The sequence below is a fragment of the Bifidobacterium miconisargentati genome, assembly GCF_019331675.1.
In the GTDB taxonomy this organism is placed as follows: Bacteria; Actinomycetota; Actinomycetes; order Actinomycetales; family Bifidobacteriaceae; genus Bifidobacterium; species Bifidobacterium miconisargentati.
Window position 1 is genome coordinate 181,841 of the sequence record NZ_JAHBBJ010000003.1, and the last position, 17,621, is coordinate 199,461.

Annotated in this window: 13 protein-coding genes and 1 tRNA gene; 3 read left to right on the forward strand and 11 right to left on the reverse strand. The window is 63.6% G+C overall.

The window, feature by feature from the left end; genetic code table 11:
• Positions 1 to 112: 112 nt before the first annotated feature.
• The 4 genes from KIH81_RS03155 to KIH81_RS03170 all read right to left on the reverse strand — a co-directional run bounded on the left by KIH81_RS03155 (position 113) and on the right by KIH81_RS03170 (position 4,469).
• Positions 113 to 1,201: a substrate-binding domain-containing protein gene (locus KIH81_RS03155; protein WP_214304027.1), complete on the reverse strand. Its 1,089-nt coding sequence runs from the start codon at positions 1,199 to 1,201 to the stop codon at positions 113 to 115.
• A 274-nt stretch (positions 1,202 to 1,475) separates the two neighbouring features.
• Positions 1,476 to 2,519, reverse strand: coding sequence for a nucleoside hydrolase (locus tag KIH81_RS03160; protein ID WP_214304028.1), 1,044 nt, complete (start codon positions 2,517 to 2,519; stop codon positions 1,476 to 1,478).
• Between the two features lie 16 nt (positions 2,520 to 2,535).
• Positions 2,536 to 3,138 (reverse strand): CoA-binding protein, encoded by a 603-nt coding sequence (locus KIH81_RS03165; RefSeq protein ID WP_214304029.1) that lies wholly within the window; start codon positions 3,136 to 3,138, stop codon positions 2,536 to 2,538.
• A complete protein-coding gene (locus KIH81_RS03170; RefSeq protein ID WP_214304030.1) occupies positions 3,135 to 4,469 on the reverse strand; it encodes an O-acetylhomoserine aminocarboxypropyltransferase/cysteine synthase family protein in 1,335 nt (444 codons plus the stop codon). Before KIH81_RS03170 ends, KIH81_RS03165 begins: the two co-directional genes overlap by 4 nt.
• Before the next feature lie 303 nt (positions 4,470 to 4,772).
• On the opposite strand from KIH81_RS03170, the gene KIH81_RS03175 reads away from it, so the two are divergent.
• Entirely contained in the window at positions 4,773 to 5,273 is a 501-nt protein-coding gene (locus KIH81_RS03175) for a cupin domain-containing protein (protein WP_214304031.1), read from the forward strand.
• A 205-nt stretch (positions 5,274 to 5,478) separates the two neighbouring features.
• Here KIH81_RS03175 and KIH81_RS03180 read toward each other — a convergent pair whose 3' ends face one another.
• From KIH81_RS03180 to KIH81_RS03200, 5 genes are all read right to left on the reverse strand, one after another.
• Positions 5,479 to 7,779, reverse strand: coding sequence for a DUF2207 domain-containing protein (locus KIH81_RS03180; RefSeq protein WP_214304032.1), 2,301 nt, complete (start codon positions 7,777 to 7,779; stop codon positions 5,479 to 5,481).
• On the reverse strand, positions 7,779 to 8,351 hold the full coding sequence (locus KIH81_RS03185; protein WP_214304033.1) for a LemA family protein: 573 nt from the start codon (positions 8,349 to 8,351) through the stop codon (positions 7,779 to 7,781). Before KIH81_RS03185 ends, KIH81_RS03180 begins: the two co-directional genes overlap by 1 nt.
• Before the next feature lie 342 nt (positions 8,352 to 8,693).
• Positions 8,694 to 11,474: a polyribonucleotide nucleotidyltransferase gene (locus tag KIH81_RS03190; protein WP_214304034.1), complete on the reverse strand. Its 2,781-nt coding sequence runs from the start codon at positions 11,472 to 11,474 to the stop codon at positions 8,694 to 8,696.
• Positions 11,475 to 11,785: 311 nt separating this feature from the next.
• Positions 11,786 to 12,055, reverse strand: a complete 270-nt coding sequence (gene rpsO / locus KIH81_RS03195) for a 30S ribosomal protein S15 (RefSeq protein ID WP_033891585.1) — start codon at positions 12,053 to 12,055, stop codon at positions 11,786 to 11,788.
• Positions 12,056 to 12,365: 310 nt separating this feature from the next.
• Positions 12,366 to 13,184, reverse strand: coding sequence for a hypothetical protein (locus KIH81_RS03200; RefSeq protein WP_236029199.1), 819 nt, complete (start codon positions 13,182 to 13,184; stop codon positions 12,366 to 12,368).
• A gap of 247 nt (positions 13,185 to 13,431) precedes the next feature.
• Between KIH81_RS03200 and KIH81_RS03205 the strand changes: the two genes are divergently transcribed.
• Positions 13,432 to 13,505, forward strand: a tRNA-Gly gene (locus KIH81_RS03205).
• 279 nt (positions 13,506 to 13,784) lie between these two features.
• Complete coding sequence (locus KIH81_RS03210; RefSeq protein WP_214304035.1) at positions 13,785 to 14,294, forward strand: Hsp20/alpha crystallin family protein; 510 nt, start codon at positions 13,785 to 13,787, stop codon at positions 14,292 to 14,294.
• A gap of 483 nt (positions 14,295 to 14,777) precedes the next feature.
• Here KIH81_RS03210 and KIH81_RS03215 read toward each other — a convergent pair whose 3' ends face one another.
• Both KIH81_RS03215 and KIH81_RS03220 read right to left on the reverse strand, forming a co-directional pair.
• Positions 14,778 to 16,706: an alpha-amylase family protein gene (locus tag KIH81_RS03215; protein WP_236029201.1), complete on the reverse strand. Its 1,929-nt coding sequence runs from the start codon at positions 16,704 to 16,706 to the stop codon at positions 14,778 to 14,780.
• A 319-nt stretch (positions 16,707 to 17,025) separates the two neighbouring features.
• Positions 17,026 to 17,544, reverse strand: a complete 519-nt coding sequence (locus KIH81_RS03220) for a holo-ACP synthase (protein ID WP_214304036.1) — start codon at positions 17,542 to 17,544, stop codon at positions 17,026 to 17,028.
• Positions 17,545 to 17,621 lie beyond the last annotated feature (77 nt).

Consider the following 17,621-nt stretch of genomic DNA (forward strand, 5'->3'; position numbering starts at 1 on the left):
CTGTGTCACCGAGAGAGCGGGCCGTTCACCGGCTTGCGTCGTCGTCGGCCCGCACATGGACGGGCCGGTCCGGCCGCCACAGCGGTTCCGGACCAGCCCTATCCTCGTTCACTCACTGCTTGGCGGCGTCCTCCACCGGGGAGAGATCGTCGGTGCGCAGGCTCGGGAAGGCGGTGACCAGCTGGGACAGGCTGGTGATGTTCTTCTCACGCAGCACGTCGCCGGTCACCAGGGTGGGCGGGACGGTCACGGTCTTGGTGTCGCCGAGCTTGCCCTTGGCGGCCAGGTAGGCGGTGCGCACGGAGACGGCGCCGTCGTTGGCCGGGTCGGTGGTGGCGGTGGCGATCCACGGGCTGTTGTCCTTCTTCAGCTCGGCGATGTCGGCATCGGAGATGTCCACGCCGTAGACCTTGACCTTGCCGTTGAGGCCGAGCTCGTCGACGGCCTGGGCGGCGCCCTTGGCGAACTCGTCATAGGGGGCGAGCACGGCGGTCACGTTCGGGTTGGCCTGCAGGGAGGCCTTGACCTGCTCGGCGGTCTGCTGGGCGGTGGCCTCGTTGACCACGCCCACCTGGGCGACCTGGTTGAGGCCGGGGTTGGCCTTCTTGACCTTCTCCCAGACGGCGTTGCGGCGGTCGAGCGGGGCGAAGCCGGCCACGTAGGTGTAGATCACGTCGGCCTTGCCGTTGGTGTCCTTGACCAGCTGGCTGGTGATGAGCTTGGACAGGTCGGCGTCGGACTGGGAGACGTGGACCACACGGTCGTCGTTGACGACGGAATCGAAGCCGACCACCGGGATACCGGCGTCCAGAGCGGCCTTGACGTTGTTGGTGACGCCTTCGAGGCTGTGGTCCACGAGAATCACGTCAGGCTTGGTGGCCACGGCGGACTGGACGTCCAGGATCTGCTGGTTGTCATCGCCCTTGGCATCGTAGATGTGCAGGTTCGCGCCGATGCGCTTGGCCTCCTTGTTGGCGCCGTCCAGCCACTGGTTGAGGAAGTCGCCCTGCGTGCCGCGAGAGACCAGTGCGATGTTGACGGTGTCGCCGTTGGCGTTGTTCGCCTCGTTGGCGGTGGCCTGACGGCTCTTGATGGCCCATGCGCCGCCGACCACGACGGCCAGGACCACCACGATCGCGACGATCAGGATGAGCAGCTGGTTCTTCTTGCCGGCCTGTGCCGGTGCGTTGTTCGTTGCCATTCTTGGTTCCCTCTCTTGGAAAGTATGTGATTGCGCTTCGTCCCTCGCTATGAGCCCAACTTGGAGGTTTGTATTGTTTTCGAAGCGGTGATTCACACACTAAGCGCTGGCCGCCGGGCGGTTCAAGCTGGCAAATATACCCAATTCTTATACCCTGCTATGGTTCTGCTGATTCCCGCCGGTCGACGGTCGCAAAGTCCCGGTACGACAAGGGGCACGGCGTCCGCGACACGCCGTGCCCCTTGGGGATTGTTCGGTTATGGGAGCTGATTGTTCAGGACCGGAAACGGGCGTCGGCCCGGCGGACACCGTTCACAAACGTACTGGCGAACCCGTCCACGTCGATGGCGGTGACCACGTCCACATGGTTCGCGGTCGAAACGGCGGTGACACCGGATTCGCCGGTCGCTTCACCGTCATGAGACACCGTGGCCGGGGCGAACGTCACACGGGTGGTGATGCCTCCGAACGGGCCGTCCGTACCGGTCACGCCCACCTCGGCGGGCTGGACGACGAACAGTTCCGGGTACAGCAGGTACCAGGCCGCGGTGGGGTCGTACATCTGCACGCCACGGTCCACGCGACCGTCGTCATAGACGCCGAACAGGGCGGCGATCATCGTGCCGACCGGACCGTCGGCACGCAGCGTCTCGACATCAGTCGCGCTCAGGCGGGCATCCCAGCCGATTTCCACGCCGACCATCACGATGGGGATGGTCGAGGCGAACACTTCGGCCGCGGCTTCGGGGTCCACGGCGATGTTGAAGTCCGGCACGGTGATTTCCGGACGACCCGCGAAAGTGCCGCCCATGAGCACGATGCGCCGGATATTCGGCAGCACCTCCGGATGCCGTCGGATGAGCAGTGCGATGTTCGTCAGCGGGCCGAGGGCGAGGATGTCCACCGGCACATCGGATTCGTGGAGGACCCTTGCCTCGGCCTCGATGGCGTCCTCGTCGAGGAGGAGCGAACGGTCCGGCGCGGGGAAATCGAAACCGTCCATGCCCGAATCGCCATGGACTTCCGGCGCATAGACCGCGGGCCGTTCCAGCGGCTCCCCGGCCCCACGGGCCACCGGTATGCGGCGGCCGAGGAATGTCAGGAGTTTCAGGGCGTTCTCGGTGGTGTGGCCGATGTCCACATTGCCGCTGACGCTGGCTATCAGCCGGACGTCCACGGAGTCGGAGGCCAGCAACGCCGCGATGGCGGCCGCATCGTCGATGCCGGGATCGGTGTCGATGATGAGCGACTGCGGCTTGGCTTCCGGACGCTCCGGCACGGCGGCATCCCGGGATTCCTTCGGCTGGGCTTGTACCATGGCTTGGCTGCCTCGTCTACTTGGCCTTGCGTGAGGTGATCACGCCGGTGTTGAAGCCAAAGAGGTGCAGGCCCTGGTGGAATCGCGCGTACTCAATCTTGATGCAGCGGTCCATGACGACCTGCAGGCCCAACGCCTCGGCCTGTTCGGCCACGTCGTCGTTCCAGATGCCCAGCTGGATCCAGAGCACCGGCGAGCCGATGCGGGCCGCTTCCTCGGCGATGGGCGGGATGGCGGAGGCGCGGCGGAACACGTCCACGATGTCCGGTACTTCCGGCAGCGAGGCCAGATCCGGGTACACGGGGTGGCCCAGGATCTCCTTCTCGCGCGGGTTGACGAAGTACACCTTGTACGGCGTGGTCTGCAGCAGGTACGTGGCCACGAAGTAGCTGGCTCGGGCGGGGTTGGAGGAGGCGCCCACGATGGCTATCGACTTGGCGTTCTCGAGGATATGCCGGCGGGTCAGGGCGTCCGGTTCCTTCCAGCGACGCTCCCCCACCGGAGTCGGCGCCTCGCATGCGGCCGCCTGGGGTGCCGGGGAGGTCAATCCGATGCCCTGCCCGGCCCGGTTGAGCGTGATCTTGGGCGCATTGGTCTGGGTGTTGGCCTGCTCGCTCATGCCTGCTCCTTTCCGTTGTCCGCATCGGCGGCGGCTTCCGTGACCGTCGCGGCAGCGTCCAGCGCCTGCTGCAGGTCACGCAGCAAATCGTCCACCGTCTCGATGCCGATGCTCAGTCGAATCGTGCCCTCGCCGATGCCGGCCTCACGCAGCTGCTCGGCGGACAGCTGACCGTGCGTGGTGGATGCCGGGTGGATGGCCAGCGACTTCACGTCGCCGATGTTCGCCACATGGCTGAACAGGTTCAGCGAGTCGATGAACCGCTTGCCGGCCTCGCGCCCACCCTTGATGTCGAACGAGAACACGGAGCCGGAGTCGCCGTTCGGGAAGTACTTCAGCGCGCGGTCGTGGTGCGGGTGGCTTTCCAGGCCGGCCCAGTACACGGCCTCGACCTGCGGCTGTGCCTCCAGCCACGTGGCGATGCGGCGCGTGTTGTCCACCTGGCGCTGCACGCGCAGCGGCAACGTCTCGATGCCCTGCGCGATGAGGAACGCGGAGTGGGCGCTGATGGCCGGGCCCACGTCGCGCAGCTGTTCGGCGCGCAGGCGGGTCAGGAAGGCGTACTGGGCGAAGTTACCCACCCAAGTCAGACCGTTGTAGGACGGCACCGGCTCGTAGAACGCGGGGAACCGCTCCTGGCTCCACTGGAACTTGCCGGAATCCACCACCACGCCGCCAAGCACCGTGCCGGCACCGCTGAGGAACTTGGTGGCCGAGTGGATCACGATGTCCGCGCCGTGTTCGATGGGGCGCATGAGGTAGGGCGTGGCCATCGTGGAGTCCACCACCAGCGGGATGTTCGCCGCGTGAGCCACTTCCGCGAGCCCCTCGATATCGGCGATCTCGCCGGACGGGTTCGCCACGGCCTCCACATACAGCAGCTTGGTCTTGTCGGTGACGGCGGCCGCGTAATCCTTGGGATCTTCGCTGTCCACGAACTTGGTCACGATGCCGAGTCGGCGCAGCGTCACGTCCAGCTGGGTGATGGTGCCGCCGTAGAGCTGTGCGGAGGCCACGATCTCATCGCCTTGGGAGGCGAGCGCCACGAACGTGATGAACTCCGCGGACAGGCCGCTGGCCGTGGCCACAGCACCCAGGCCGCCCTCCAGGCTGGCGACGCGCTCCTCCAGTGCCGCCACCGTGGGGTTGACGATGCGCGAGTAGATCTCGCCGTACTTGCGCAAGGCGAATCGGGCCGCCGCATCGTCGCTGTTCTCGAAGACGAACGCCGCCGACTCGTAGATCGGCAGGGCGCGGGCGCCCGTCGCCTTGTCTGGGATGTTGCCGGCATGGACCGCACGGGTCGCGAAGCCGAATTCCTCATCCGCCATAGTGTGTTCCTTTCCCGCCTGCGGTTCGGCGGTTCGAATCGGGCCGGGGCGTACTGCACGCGCATGGTTTCGACGTTTCCGCGGCAACCGATGCCGATCCCCCAGGCATACGACCATCGCCGCACATGGGTATACGGCGAGCATAGAAGCGAATATAACAGGAATCCATAGCCGGCGGCAGTGCCTGAAAACCGCGATTTTCCAACGGTTTTAGGCCTTTGATAGCGGTCTATAAGTTATTGCGATACCGTTCGGGGGTACTTTGCGTCCCTGCCCGCCGTCACGTGATGCATGATGGGGAGCATGGCAGAACAGCAGAAAGACACGTATCACACCCCGCATCACGTCATCAAGCCGTTGGTCCCCTTCCGTACGGAAACCGAGGAGGCCCGCTGGGAGGACGTCGACGAACTCGTCTACAAGGAGAACGACACCACCTTCCGTTCGGTGACGCGCCGCATCCTCTTCGATTCCAATGCCGGTCAGGGCAATCAGGTCCGCTACTTCGAGGTGCAGGCCGGCGGCTGGAGCACGTTCGAGCATCATGAGCACACCCATGAGGTGATCATCTTCCGTGGCAGCGGCACGGCGTTGGTGGGTTATGAGACCCGTCATGTCAAGGCCGGCGACCTGGTGTTCGTCGGCCCGAACGAGTGGCATCAGTTCAGCGCCACCGACGACGGCCCACTCGGCTTCATCTGCATCGTCAAGGCCGACCGCGACCATCCGATTCGCCCGACCGCCGAGGAACTGGAGCGGATCTACGCCGAGCATCCGGAGCTCAAGGGCGTGATTCGCGTCTGAACGTGCGCATGCCGGCTGTGACCTGACCGATTTCCAGGCCTGTAACCGGCTCACGTTGTTCCCATGGTGTAGGGATTTGCACATGATGTAGGGACACGAATTCTTCATAACGGCGGAATGAAACCGTTTCTTGACCTTACGCCGTGTCCGGATCCCTACATCATGTGCAAATCCCTACACCATGGGGCGATTCGACCGGCCCGCATCAGCGTCCGCCGAAGGAGCCGCCGCCGGAACCGCCGGATGAGCCGCCGAAGCCGCCGCCGGAGAAGCTTCCGCCGCTGCCGCCGAAACCACCGGAGTCGCCGCTGTCGTAGCTGGGTGCCGCCGCGTGGATCGTGGAGGTGATGTCGGCGAAACCGGAGGACAGCTGGGAGCCGAGGTCGGAGAAGCCGGGCGCATAGGAGGTGCCGCCGAACAGCGGGGTCGCGCCGAACTGGCCGGCGAGGCCGCCACCGTTGCCGGGACCGCCCGGACCCCACGGGCCACCGGGGCCACCGGATTCATGCCCGTAATCGTACCGGTCATGCCACGTGTGCGACCGGTAGGTCCAGTAGACCATCGAATCGGAGGCGTTGCTGTCCAGCCAGTCGGGGTCGGAGACCTGCGGGTAGGCCTTGGCGAGTTCGCGCATCACGCGCTCGGAGATGCCGAACGCGGCGGCGTAAACCATGTACCAGTCCCACATGGCCAAATCGGCGGCGCCACGGTCGGTGAAGTTGGAGAAGTCCTGCATGTAGCGCTTGAGGCCCAGGCAACGGCCGGCGATCTCCTGACCGGTTGCGGTCAGCTCGTGCATCGCGCCGGACATCGAGCAGAACAGTCCCACGGCGAACACCGGCAGTCCGGTGATGAGCCCCACCATGCCGTAGCCGATGATGAGGTTAGCGATCATGGCGCCAAAGCCGACCACCGCGGCGAGCACGCCGGCGAGGATCCACTGCCAGCCGCGCGAACGGGAGGCGTCCAGGCGCACGTATTCGATGTCGCAGGCGGTGGTGAACTTGCCGAGCTCGATGTACCCGTCCTCCCAGCCCTTGCAGGCCAGGCGCATCTGGTTGAAGTCGAACACCGGGCAGCCCACGCGATGGGAGATCACGGTGAGCAGGTTCAGCAGCGCGTCCTCGGAATCGCTCAGTCCCAGTTGCTCGCGGTTGGGCACGGCGTCGATGGCGACGGGCAGCAGCACGATGGTGCTGGTGGACAGGGCCGCACGCTGTCGGCCCGGATCGGCGGCGATCATGTGGCTCAGCTCCACCGGTGTGGCCCGGCTCATGTCGATACCGCGGTACAGGTCCGAGGATCCTGGGTAGATGGCGAGCGCCTTCTTGACGGCGAGCGAAAGCAGGGTGGCGGTGAGCTCGCGGTTCGATTGCGTACCGCTGGTTTTGTCCACCACGTCGATGAGCCGGGCAGCGGAGGCCGGGCTGATGCCGGGCTGGTCGCGCCAGTATTCGATGGGACCTCGGTATTTCGAGCGTTTGTTGCTGGTGATTGAGGCGTACAGGCCCCACGCGCACAATGCCACGCCGATCACGACCGTGGCGATCCACAGGGCCAGGCGCGCGCGTGCCGCGGTCCGTTGGCCTTCCTGCCACTGCCGTTCCTGTTCGGCCTCGCTGCGTTTGAGGGCGGCTAATCGGTCGGCCTTGCGGACGCGGCTGATGCCGGTGGATGTCGGCGTGGAGGCATAGGCGGCCACCACGTCCAGGTAGTCGCCGGAATGGATGTTGTAGGCCGTGAACCTGAGGCCGCCGTCCGCGGTACGGCTGGTTTCGGAGGTGCGTTCGGTGTGCAGCCACGCCCAGGAATCGTCCTTGGTGATGCCTTCGGGGAAGTGTACGGTGCCGGTGACCGTGCCGATCGGCACCGGGTTGGATTTGCCGAACGGCTCCCATTGGAAGTCGGCCACGTCGTTCCATTGGGTCATCACGTCGTGCATGACGAAGGTGACGTCGAACTTCATGCTGTCGGCCTTGCGGGTGGCGGGGATGTTCCAGCCGATTTCGATGGTTTTGGTGGCGTCGCTGTTGATGGCGAGGCCGTCCTTGCCGGGGGTGTACGGCTTGGGCTGGGAGGCGCCGGCGGTCACGTCCGCGATGTACCAGCGGTTCGCGTAATCGGAGTCCCACTCGCTGTCCGATACGTCGTCAGGGTATTTCGGTTCGGTCTGCTGCGCGTAGTTGATGCCGTCGGTGACGTTGGTGACGCTGATGTCCGTGATGTCGGTCAGATTGCTGCCGCGCAGCGTGTACTGCTGGTAGAGCTGCTTCCATGGTTTGACGTTGTCGTCGCCGTCGGTGCGCTCGAGCATCTTCACGTCGATGTGCTGGGTGACGGTGAGGTCGCCGCTGGTGTCCGCGGTGACGTCGTAATCCAGCGTGCGGTAGCTCAGGTCCGATTCGTACACGTGGTTCGGCGCCCAGGTAAGCGTGACGAAGAAGACGGCCATGACCAGCGTGGCGATGGCGCTGATGATGCCGGCCCGGATGAATCGCTTTGCCATCAGAACCTGACCTGCGGGGCCTGGCGGGCGGGTTCGTCGGCCTCGAAGTACTGGGCCTGTTCGAAGTGGAAGAGACCGGCGATGATGTTGCTCGGCACGGTCTCGATGGCGGTGTTGAACTTCAGGACCACGTCGTTGTAGAACTGGCGGGCGTATGCGATCTTGTTCTCCAGGTCCTTGAGCTGGCCCTGCAGGTTGAGGAAGTTCTGGTTGGCCTGCAGCTGCGGATACGCCTCGGCGGTGGCCTGCAGGTTGAACAGGGCGCGGGAGAGCTGGTTTTCGGCGGCGATGCGCTGCGATACGTCGCCGCTGGCCGCGGATTGCAGCACGCCGGCACGGGCCGCCATTACGTTGGCCAGTGTCTGCGATTCGTGGGTGGCGTATCCCTTGACGGTTTCGACCAGGTTCGGGATGAGGTCGGCGCGCTGTTTCAGCTGCACGTCGATCTGCGCCCAGCCGTTCCTGACGCGGTTTTTGAGGGTGACGAGGTTGTTGTAGGCACCGATGCCCCACGCCACGACGCCGATGATGAGTACGAGAATGACGATTGCGATGATGAGACCGACGCTCATGTGCGCTCCTTTGTGCGAAAACCCTTCCGCAGCTCATTCTTCCACAAATGCCTCTGGAACGCGAGAAGCCCGCCGCGGGATGCGACGGGCTTCTCGAGAACGGAATCGGCCTTTGGCCGATGCAGCGTCTCCCGCAGACTTCGTCTGCTTCTCTTCTCTCCCTCAGTCTCACTTCGTTCGACAGCTCCCTCGTCAGAGGGAGCCGAGGCCTTACACATGTAGGACTTGCCTCCCTCTGACGAGGGAGGTGGCATCGGCAAAGCCGATGACGGAAGGAGAGAAGCCGCAGTCGCAAGACTGCGAAATCCCTGCACCGGCCAAAGGCCGATTCCTATTTATTTATCAGTCTTCGAAGGGATCAAAGTCGCGACGGACGCGGCGGCGCGGACGCTCGGAACGCTCCTCGCGGTCGGCGCGGTAGTCGTCGTAGTTGTCGTCGGTGGCATAGCGCGGGTTGCGGTCGGAACCACGGCCACGGCCGGAGGAACGGCGCGGACGATCGTCATCGCGATCGCGGTCGGAGGAGCGACGGCGACGCGGACGATCATCATGGTCGTCATCGCGATCATCGAAGTCACGGTCGTCACGATCCACCGGACGGCGGCGACGCGGACGATCATCATCGCGATCGTCACGATCGAAGTCACGGTCATCGCGATCGGAGCGACGGCGACGCGGATGATCGTCGTAATCGTCCTCGAAATCGTCGTGCTCGACCGGACGGCGGCGACGCGGACGATCGTCGCGATCATCGCGGTCGTCACGATCGAAGTCACGATCGTCACGATCGGAGCGACGGCCGCCACGGGAGCCGCCACGGCGATCGTCACGGGAGCCACGGCCACCGCGACGGTCATCGCGATCGGAGCCGGAACGGTCGCCACCGCGGCCACCACGGCCGGCGCCGGCGTTGCTGTCCTGGTCCTCGAAGCCCGGGATGGCCAGGGAGATCTTGCCGCGGTCGTCCACACCCTGCACGACCACCTCGACGGTGTCGCCTTCCTTGAGCACGTCCTCGACGGAGTCGATGCGCTCGCCGTTGGCCAGGTTGCGGATCTGGGAGATGTGCAGCAGACCGTCGGTGCCCGGGGTGAGGTTCACGAAGGCGCCGAACGACGTGGTCTTGACGACCTTGCCGTTGTAGGTCTCGCCGGCCTGCGGCACGTGCGGGTTGGCGATCTGGTCGATGATCTGCTTGGCCTTCTCGGCGGCCTCGCCACCCTCGGAGGAGATGTAGACGGTACCGTCATCCTCGATGGCGATCTCGGCGCCGGTGTCCTCCTGGATCTGGTTGATCATCTTGCCCTTCGGGCCGATGACCTCGCCGATCTTCTCGACCGGCACGGAGGTGGTGATGATGCGCGGGGCGTACTCGCTCATCTCGGCCGGGCCGTCGATGCACTCGTTGATGACCTCGAGGATGGTGGTGCGGGCCTCGTGGGCCTGCTGCAGGGCGGCGGCCAGGATGTCGGCCGGAATGCCGTCCAGCTTGGTGTCGAGCTGCAGGGCGGTGATGAACTCGGAGGTGCCGGCCACCTTGAAGTCCATGTCGCCGAAGGCATCCTCGGCGCCCAGGATGTCGGTGAGGGTCTTGAAGATGTGCTTGCCGTCCACATCGCCGGACACGAGGCCCATGGCGATGCCCGCGACCGGGGCCTTCAGCGGCACGCCGGCGGCCAGCAGGGACAGAGTGGAGGCGCACACGGAACCCATGGAGGTGGAACCGTTGGAACCGATGGCCTCGGAGACCTGACGGATGGCGTACGGGAACTCCTCGCGGCTCGGCAGCACCGGCACGAGGGCCTTCTCGGCGAGGGCGCCGTGGCCGATCTCGCGGCGCTTCGGGGAGCCGACGCGGCCGGTCTCGCCGGTGGAGTACGGCGGCATCTCGTAGTTGTGCATGTAGCGCTTGGACTGCGGACCGGACAGGGCGTCGATCTGCTGCTCCATCTTGAGCATGTTCAGGGTGGTGACGCCCAGGATCTGGGTCTCGCCGCGCTGGAACAGGGCGGAGCCATGGACGCGCGGCACGATGTCCACCTCGGCGGACAGGGTACGGATGTCCTTGAGGCCACGGCCGTCGATGCGGTAGTCCTCGGTCAGGATGCGGCGGCGGACGATCTGGCGCTGCAGCTCCTTGAAGGCGTTGCCGAGCTCCTTCTCCTTCTCCAGATCATCCATGTCCTCGAACTCGGTGGCGAGCACCTCGCGCACGTGTTCCTTGATCTCGTGGATGCGGTCCTGACGCGGCAGCTTCTCGGCGATGGAGAGGGCCTCGTCCAGGTCCTTGTGGGCGATCTCGTCGATGCGGGAGTACAGCTCGTCGGTGTACTCCGGGAAGAGCGGGAACTCCTTGGTCTCCTTGGCGGCCTTCTCCTTGAGCTCGTTCTGAGCCTCGCAGATCACCTTGATGAACGGCTTGGCGGCCTCGAGACCACCGGCCACGACTTCCTCGTCCGGCTTCTGCTGGCCCTCGTCGTAGATGAGGTGCCAGGCGTTCTTGCCGGCGCCGGCCTCGATCATGGCGATGGCGACGTCACCGTTCTCGATGACGCGGCCAGCGACCACGATTTCGAAGACGGCGCGTTCGCGCTCGCTCCAGCGCGGGAAGGCGACCCACTGGCCGTCGATCAGGGCCAGACGCACGCCGGACACCGGGCCGGAGAACGGCAGACCGGAGATCATGGTGGAGGCGGAGGCGGCGTTCAGGGCGATGACATCGTACGCATCGTCCGGGTTCACGGCGAGCACGGTCTCGACGACCTGGACCTCGTTGCGCAGGGTGTGCGGGAACAGCGGGCGCAGCGGACGGTCGATGATGCGGCAGGCGAGGATGGCCTCGCTGGACGGGCGGCCTTCGCGGCGGAAGAACGAGCCCGGGATCTTGCCGGCGGCGTACATCTTCTCTTCGACGTCGACGGTCAGCGGGAAGAAGTCGTAGTTCTCCTTCGGGCTGCTTCCGGCGGTGGTGGTGGAAAGGATCATGGAATCGTCGTCCAGATAGGCGGCGACGGCGCCGTCGGCCTGCTGGGCGAGGCGGCCGGTCTCGAAGCGCAGCGTGCGCTTGCCGAACGATCCATTGTCGATGACGGCCTCAACGGCCTTGATTTCGGGACCCTCCATAGGGTTCCTCCTTCTTGATTTTTCTATTATTCCTACATACTGTCCGCGGCCGGATGTGTCTGCGCCGCGGTTTGTCCTCTTCAGCGGACGTCACATACCTGTTGTGCGGAGGCCCCTTGGCCACCGTTCCTCGTGTCAACCCATCTCATTCGGGTTCTCTTGTTCGGCCTTCCTTCCGGGCTTATGGCGGCCTTCCTAACCTATGGCCGCCGCCCGCCGGCCGTTACTCTCTTAACCCTCTTGCCGTTGTTGCCGTTGGCTGGCGATATGTAAAACGCCCGAGCACCATCCTAGGTACTCGGGCGGAAGAATTATCGACGCAGGCCCAGGCGCTCGATCAGGGAGCGGTAACGGTTGATGTCGACGCGCTTGAGGTAGTCAAGCAGACGACGACGGTCACCGATCATGAGCTGCATACCACGACGGGAGTGGTGGTCGTGCTTGTGCTGCTTGAGGTGCTCGGTCAGGTCGGAGATGCGCTTGGACAGCAGGGCCACCTGGACCTCGGGGGAACCGGTGTCACCTTCGTGCGTCGCGTACTCGTTGATAATCTGGGTCTTTTCTTCAGCCGTCAGTGCCACGGCGTCCTCCTTATTGTGTTCGTTGCGCGGTGATCCAAGCGGGTGTGCTTGGAACGCTCTCTATCCGCGGGCGAAATCACGCCAAATGAGAACTATAGGTCAGGGTGCGGACTTGCGGGTTGGCTTGCGGTTTCGTCATCCTTATTCTTGGCTCCCCTTGTCAGGACGTTGCCGTGAAGCAAACAGCGGAGCTGTTTGTAGACAACGTGTGAGACGACAGTCGAACCAAATATCCGCGAACAGAGTTCGTCATTAATTGCAGGATGAGCTGTCGGCAAAGCCGACTGAGGGGTAGCCGTGCGTCTTAACCTCACACCGCGGTCAGCAGGCCGCCGAACAGCACCACGAGCAGCGCCAGCGTCTCGATCACGAAGTACAGGATGAAGCTGGCCCAGCTCTTGGTGAGCACGTTGAGCGGCGAGGTCTTCTTGATGACGACCAGCAGCCCCACGAAGATCACGGCGTACACGGCAATGCCGATCGCGGCGGCCAGGATGCCGATGTTCGCGGCGTTCGCCAGATTGGCCTGATCGCCGTAGACCACGTACGTGGAGTACCAGAAGTTCAGGTTGAGCATGCTCAGACCCGCCACGAACTGTTCGCCTGCAAGTCCCGCCGCGAACACGATGAGCCACGGCCACGATGGCGAGACGACCACCGCCATCGCCAGACCCACATACGTGATGACCACGGCCACCCAGCCGATGAGCGCGATGCCGCGTGGGTCCACGCCGCCGAGCGCAGCCACCACGGCCTCGGTCTCGTTCACGGCCAGCGAGCGCCCGAACCAGTAGGGCACGACGATGGCCACCAGCACGATGAGGATCATGGCCGCCCAACGCAACGGGTGGGAGCGGCGGCGTTCGATGTCCGCCAGGGACAGGTCGGTTTCGGGAATCGACGGGGTCGGGTGCTTGGAGACCTCGACGGTCTCGACCTTGCCGCCCACCACCTCGACGGCCTCGTTGGGCTCGACGGGCTCGGCCGTCAGCTTCGGACGGATGAGCTGGGCGAGCTCCGCCTCGGCGTCGGATGCGGGGGCATCTGCGGAGACGACGGCAGGCGCCACGGATCCGGTCGCGTCGGTTCGTTCGGTTCCGTTGAAGTCCACGGTTGCGTCGTCCGCCATAATCCCCCGTCCTGTTCGCTCGGCCTTACACCTTATGTTCTGCGCTATGCTTTGCGTTCCGCCTTATTACCGCAACCATGGTACTCTCAACCCGCTCGCGAGCGCACATTGCCCGCCAATCACGTACGTAATCAGTACGCGCACAACAGCGATGCGGCAACGGCCAAGACATGGGCACGACGGACGGGGTTGCTTGCGTCGGATTCCTATGTATAATGTCTCAAGTCGCCAAAAGCGACGACCTAACGCGGATGTAGCTCAATGGTAGAGCCTCAGTCTTCCAAACTGATTACGCGGGTTCGATTCCCGTCATCCGCTCCACTCAAGGACCGTTGGAATTCCAACGGTCCTTTGCGTTTCACGGCAGTTTCGGCCAGTCAGGCTTTCAGGGACATAAACCCATTCCACCCCGGATTTCACCGTGGGTAAAACACCGGAATGATTGGGGACGTGGGAAGTTGGGTGAAGTGAAAGGCGAAGGTGAGAGCCCCGGAAGGGGTTCCGGAACCGGCCACGATATCCGCTTCGCTTCCCGCCCGCGGCAAGGCAGGAAGCGGACGGTAGCCAAACCGCTTCCCTCCTATTCAAGGAGTACCGATTATGGCAATGTTTCCGGCTTTGATGAATGACACGATGTTCTCTGATCTGTTCGACGATCCGTTCTTCGAGGGTTGGCGCAACATGGACAACCAGGTGGCTGCGGCCATGCCGGCGAACATGATGAACACGGATGTGCGTGAGACCGCCAACGGCTACGACGTCGACATCGACATGCCTGGCTTCAAGAAGGACGACATCAAGCTCGAGCTCAACAACGGCTACCTGACCGTGTCCGCCTCTCGCAGCAGCGAGCATGAGGACAAGGCCCCTGAGTCGGGCGAGGCCCAGGGTTCGTCGGACGCGAAGTGCGAGTGCGCTTCTGATTCCGGCAAGTGGCTGCGTCGCGAACGCTACATGGGTTCCTGCTCTCGCAGCTTCTACGTGGGCGACGACGTGAAGGAATCCGACATCCACGCCAGCTACCAGAACGGCACGCTGTGCATCCAGGTTCCGAAGATGCAGGCTCAGCCGCAGGTCGAGGCCAAGCACCAGATCGCCATTGAGGGCTGATTAGGTCCGCTCCCAAGCGGCAAAAATAACTTAATACGCCAGATGTCCCGAGACCGTGCGTTATGCACGATGGTCCGACGGTCTTGCGCCGCCGGGCCGGCCTCCTGAACGAGGAGGCAATGAACACGGCTCACGGGAGTATCAGGTAAGGGACTTCTGTTCCCGCGCCGTCCGTCCTACGTTTTCTACGCCGACTAGTCTGACGGGCAGCGGGAAACAAAGCCAAATGAAAATGCCGGGCAAGGTGTTGTGTTACACCTTGCCCGGCATTTTGTCGTTGTTGGCCAGGGACATCGCGGCCGAACAGGAGCCTGCCGCCGGTCGCGATCGGTCAGGGATTCAGGCAGTAAGAACTGATCGCGGAGCCGGTTGCAGGCAAGTCATTGCATTTCAATTGGCTTTGTTCAACCAAGATTGACATGAATCAAGGGGAGCCAAGAAATAAGGGCCATGTCAATCTTGGTTTAACAGAACCTTTCAATTTCACAGGTGGATGAACCGCGCCTCGTACGGAGCGAGGTCGGCCTCGACCGGGGAGTCGATGATGCCCTCGCTGGCGTTGAGGTGCGCGTGCTGCTCCAGTTCGGAGAAGTTGAACAGGCCGACCAGCACGGAACCCTCCACCTTGCGGACCACGGCGAGCACCGCATCGTTGAACGTATCCCACGTGGACACCCAGGCATCGGGCGCGAAGCACGGATCGTGACGCTCCTCGCGCAGGCCTTCCATGCCCTTCCACAGTTCGTTCTGGAGCGTGCCGGACTTCTTGCGCAGCGCGGCCTTGTCCCAGTCGAACTTGGAGCGGTGCAGGTTGCGGCTGTCCTCCACGCGGTCGGGATCCTCCTTGTAATCCCAGCCGTTGAGCTGGGCGATCTCGTCGCCGCAGTTGAGCATCGGGAAGCCACGCAGGAAGGCCATCGCCTGGTGCATGAGCAGGTCGCGCTTGACGGAGGTCTCCAGCAGGGGCTTGTCGTGCGTGATGAGCGCCTTCTCGATGCCGGTCAGGGAGGCGGTGGTGCCGCAGCTGCGGGCGTCGCGGGTGGCCTCGTCGTAGTTGTACAGCTCGCCCATCGACCAGCTGCCGGGCACCGCACCCTCGTAGAAGTGGTACAGGAATTCCTTGTGCTTGAGCGGGTCGATGCCGATCGCGCGCTCCACGTCCTCGTCCAGGCCCCAGCCGATGTCGTCGTGGCAACGTAGGTAGTTGACGAACCAGCAGTTCTCGGGCAGGGCGTCGAGCTTGTCGATCTGGGCCTTGAGCAGGCGCACGTCACGACTGGCCAGCGCGCTCCACAGGTTCACCATGATGGAGACGTTGTACAGCATGTGGCACTCGGGGGCCTCCGGGGTGCCGAAGTAGGCGGCGAGCTCCTTGGGGGCCATGACCACCTCGCCCTTCAGGACCACGGCCGGGCACACGCATTCGAGGATGATGCGCAGGATGCGCACGATGGTGTGCACGGTGGGCAGGTTGCGGCAGTTGGTGCCGAGCTCCTTCCAGATGTACGGCACGGCATCGATGCGGAACACCTCCACGCCGAGGTTGGCCAGATGCATCACGGAGCCCATCATGGCGACGAGGACCTTGGGGTTGCGGTAATTGAGGTCCCACTGGAACGGGTAGAACTGGGTCATGACCCACTTGCCCATCTGCTCGTTCCACGTGAAGTTGCCGGGGGCGGTGTTCGGGAAGACCTGCGGCACGTGCGCGTCGTACTCGTCCGGGATGGTGCGGTCGTCGTAGCAGAAGTAGTAGTCCTGGTACTCCGGGTCGCCGGCCTGGGCGGCTTTGGCCCAACGATGGGTGGAGGCGGTGTGGTTCATCACGAAATCAAGGCACAGGCTGATGCCGGCGCGACGCAGCTTCTTGGTGAGCGCGGCCAGATCCTCGTTGGTGCCGAGCGAGGGATCCACATTGTCGAAGTCCTCGACCGCGTAGCCGCCGTCGTTGTTCGGGTGCGGCATCTGCAGCAGCGGCATGAGGTGCAGGTAGGTGAGCTTCTGCTCCTTGAGGTACGGAATCTTGTCCGCAAGCTTCTTGAGGTCGCCGGCGAAGAGGTCGGTGTACATGGTCATGCCGAACATGTCGCCGCGCTTGTACCATTCGGGATCGGCCTCGCGGGCCTTGTCGAGACGCTTGAGGTCGGCGGGACGGTCCGCATATGCCGCAGCCATGGCATCGAGGAGCGACTGGAAGGCGGCCTGGTCGTTGTACAGGCCCATGAACAGCTGTTCCAGTTCCTCACGATGGGCGTCAAGCCTGGCCTTGAAGACGGGGCTGACCGCCGCCGGGCGCGACGCCGTGCTGCGGGTGCGCGTTGCCGCTGATTTCGTGGACTTTGCCGTTGCCTTGGTTGCCTTCGGCTTCGACTGTGCCGACTGGTTGCCATTCTCCTGATTGTTCCGAGCCATCGGGAACTCCTTCGTCGCCTAAATTCCGCCCGCGTCAATCGTTTGACGTTGGAATATAGCATATCAAACCGGTTCGATATAGGCAAATCGAGGCACGCCGACACACGCGAAAAAATCAAGGGGGCCGGCCCGATTCATGAGGCTTCGTGCAACCGGATTTGATTGAAGCGGGCTTCGTTACATCAAGATCATCCCAATTCTGATGGACTACCCCTCAGTCTCACTTCGTTCGATAGCTCCCCTGACAAGAGGAGCCAAGAATAAGGTGCCATCGAATCTTGGTATACAAAACCGTCGCTTATTTAGGGAAGATTACCTATCAATCGACGGAAATCATGACCACGGCGGATGCGACGGGACCGTCATGGCTCAGGGAGATATGAATGGACGGCGATTTATCCGCAACGAGTGAAGCACCGTGGGATGAACCCGCGTAATCAGTTTGGAAGACTGAGTCTTCTCTTTTGCGGGAGTCGGAGGCCGTTGATTCGCCATGTACATCGCGGAACGCCTGCGCGGCTTTACCGGCGAGCATCACATGCGGCACCCCGCGCGAATCGTCGAGGATCTCGACCTCATGCCAAGGGAAATTATCCAACGTGAATGAGTATGGGCGCTCCCCCAGCGCCTCGCACCACGCTTTGAGGAACGCCTCCTTGCCGGCCCATTTGGCGGCCAGATGCACGGTCTCGCCGTCGTTTTTGACGCGCGCACGTTCGGAGGCCTGTCGCACCTCGCGCACGGAGAACAGGTTGCGCATATGCGAACCGGGCATGGTCAACTGGTCGGCAAACGCTGCGACGTCCACCACATCATGGCCCAGCCCGGTCACACCCATGAATCCTCCAATTATTCATGCGGCCGATTGCCTGAATATGGCCGTCAGCCGCCGCTTCGTATGCCCTGATCCATAAA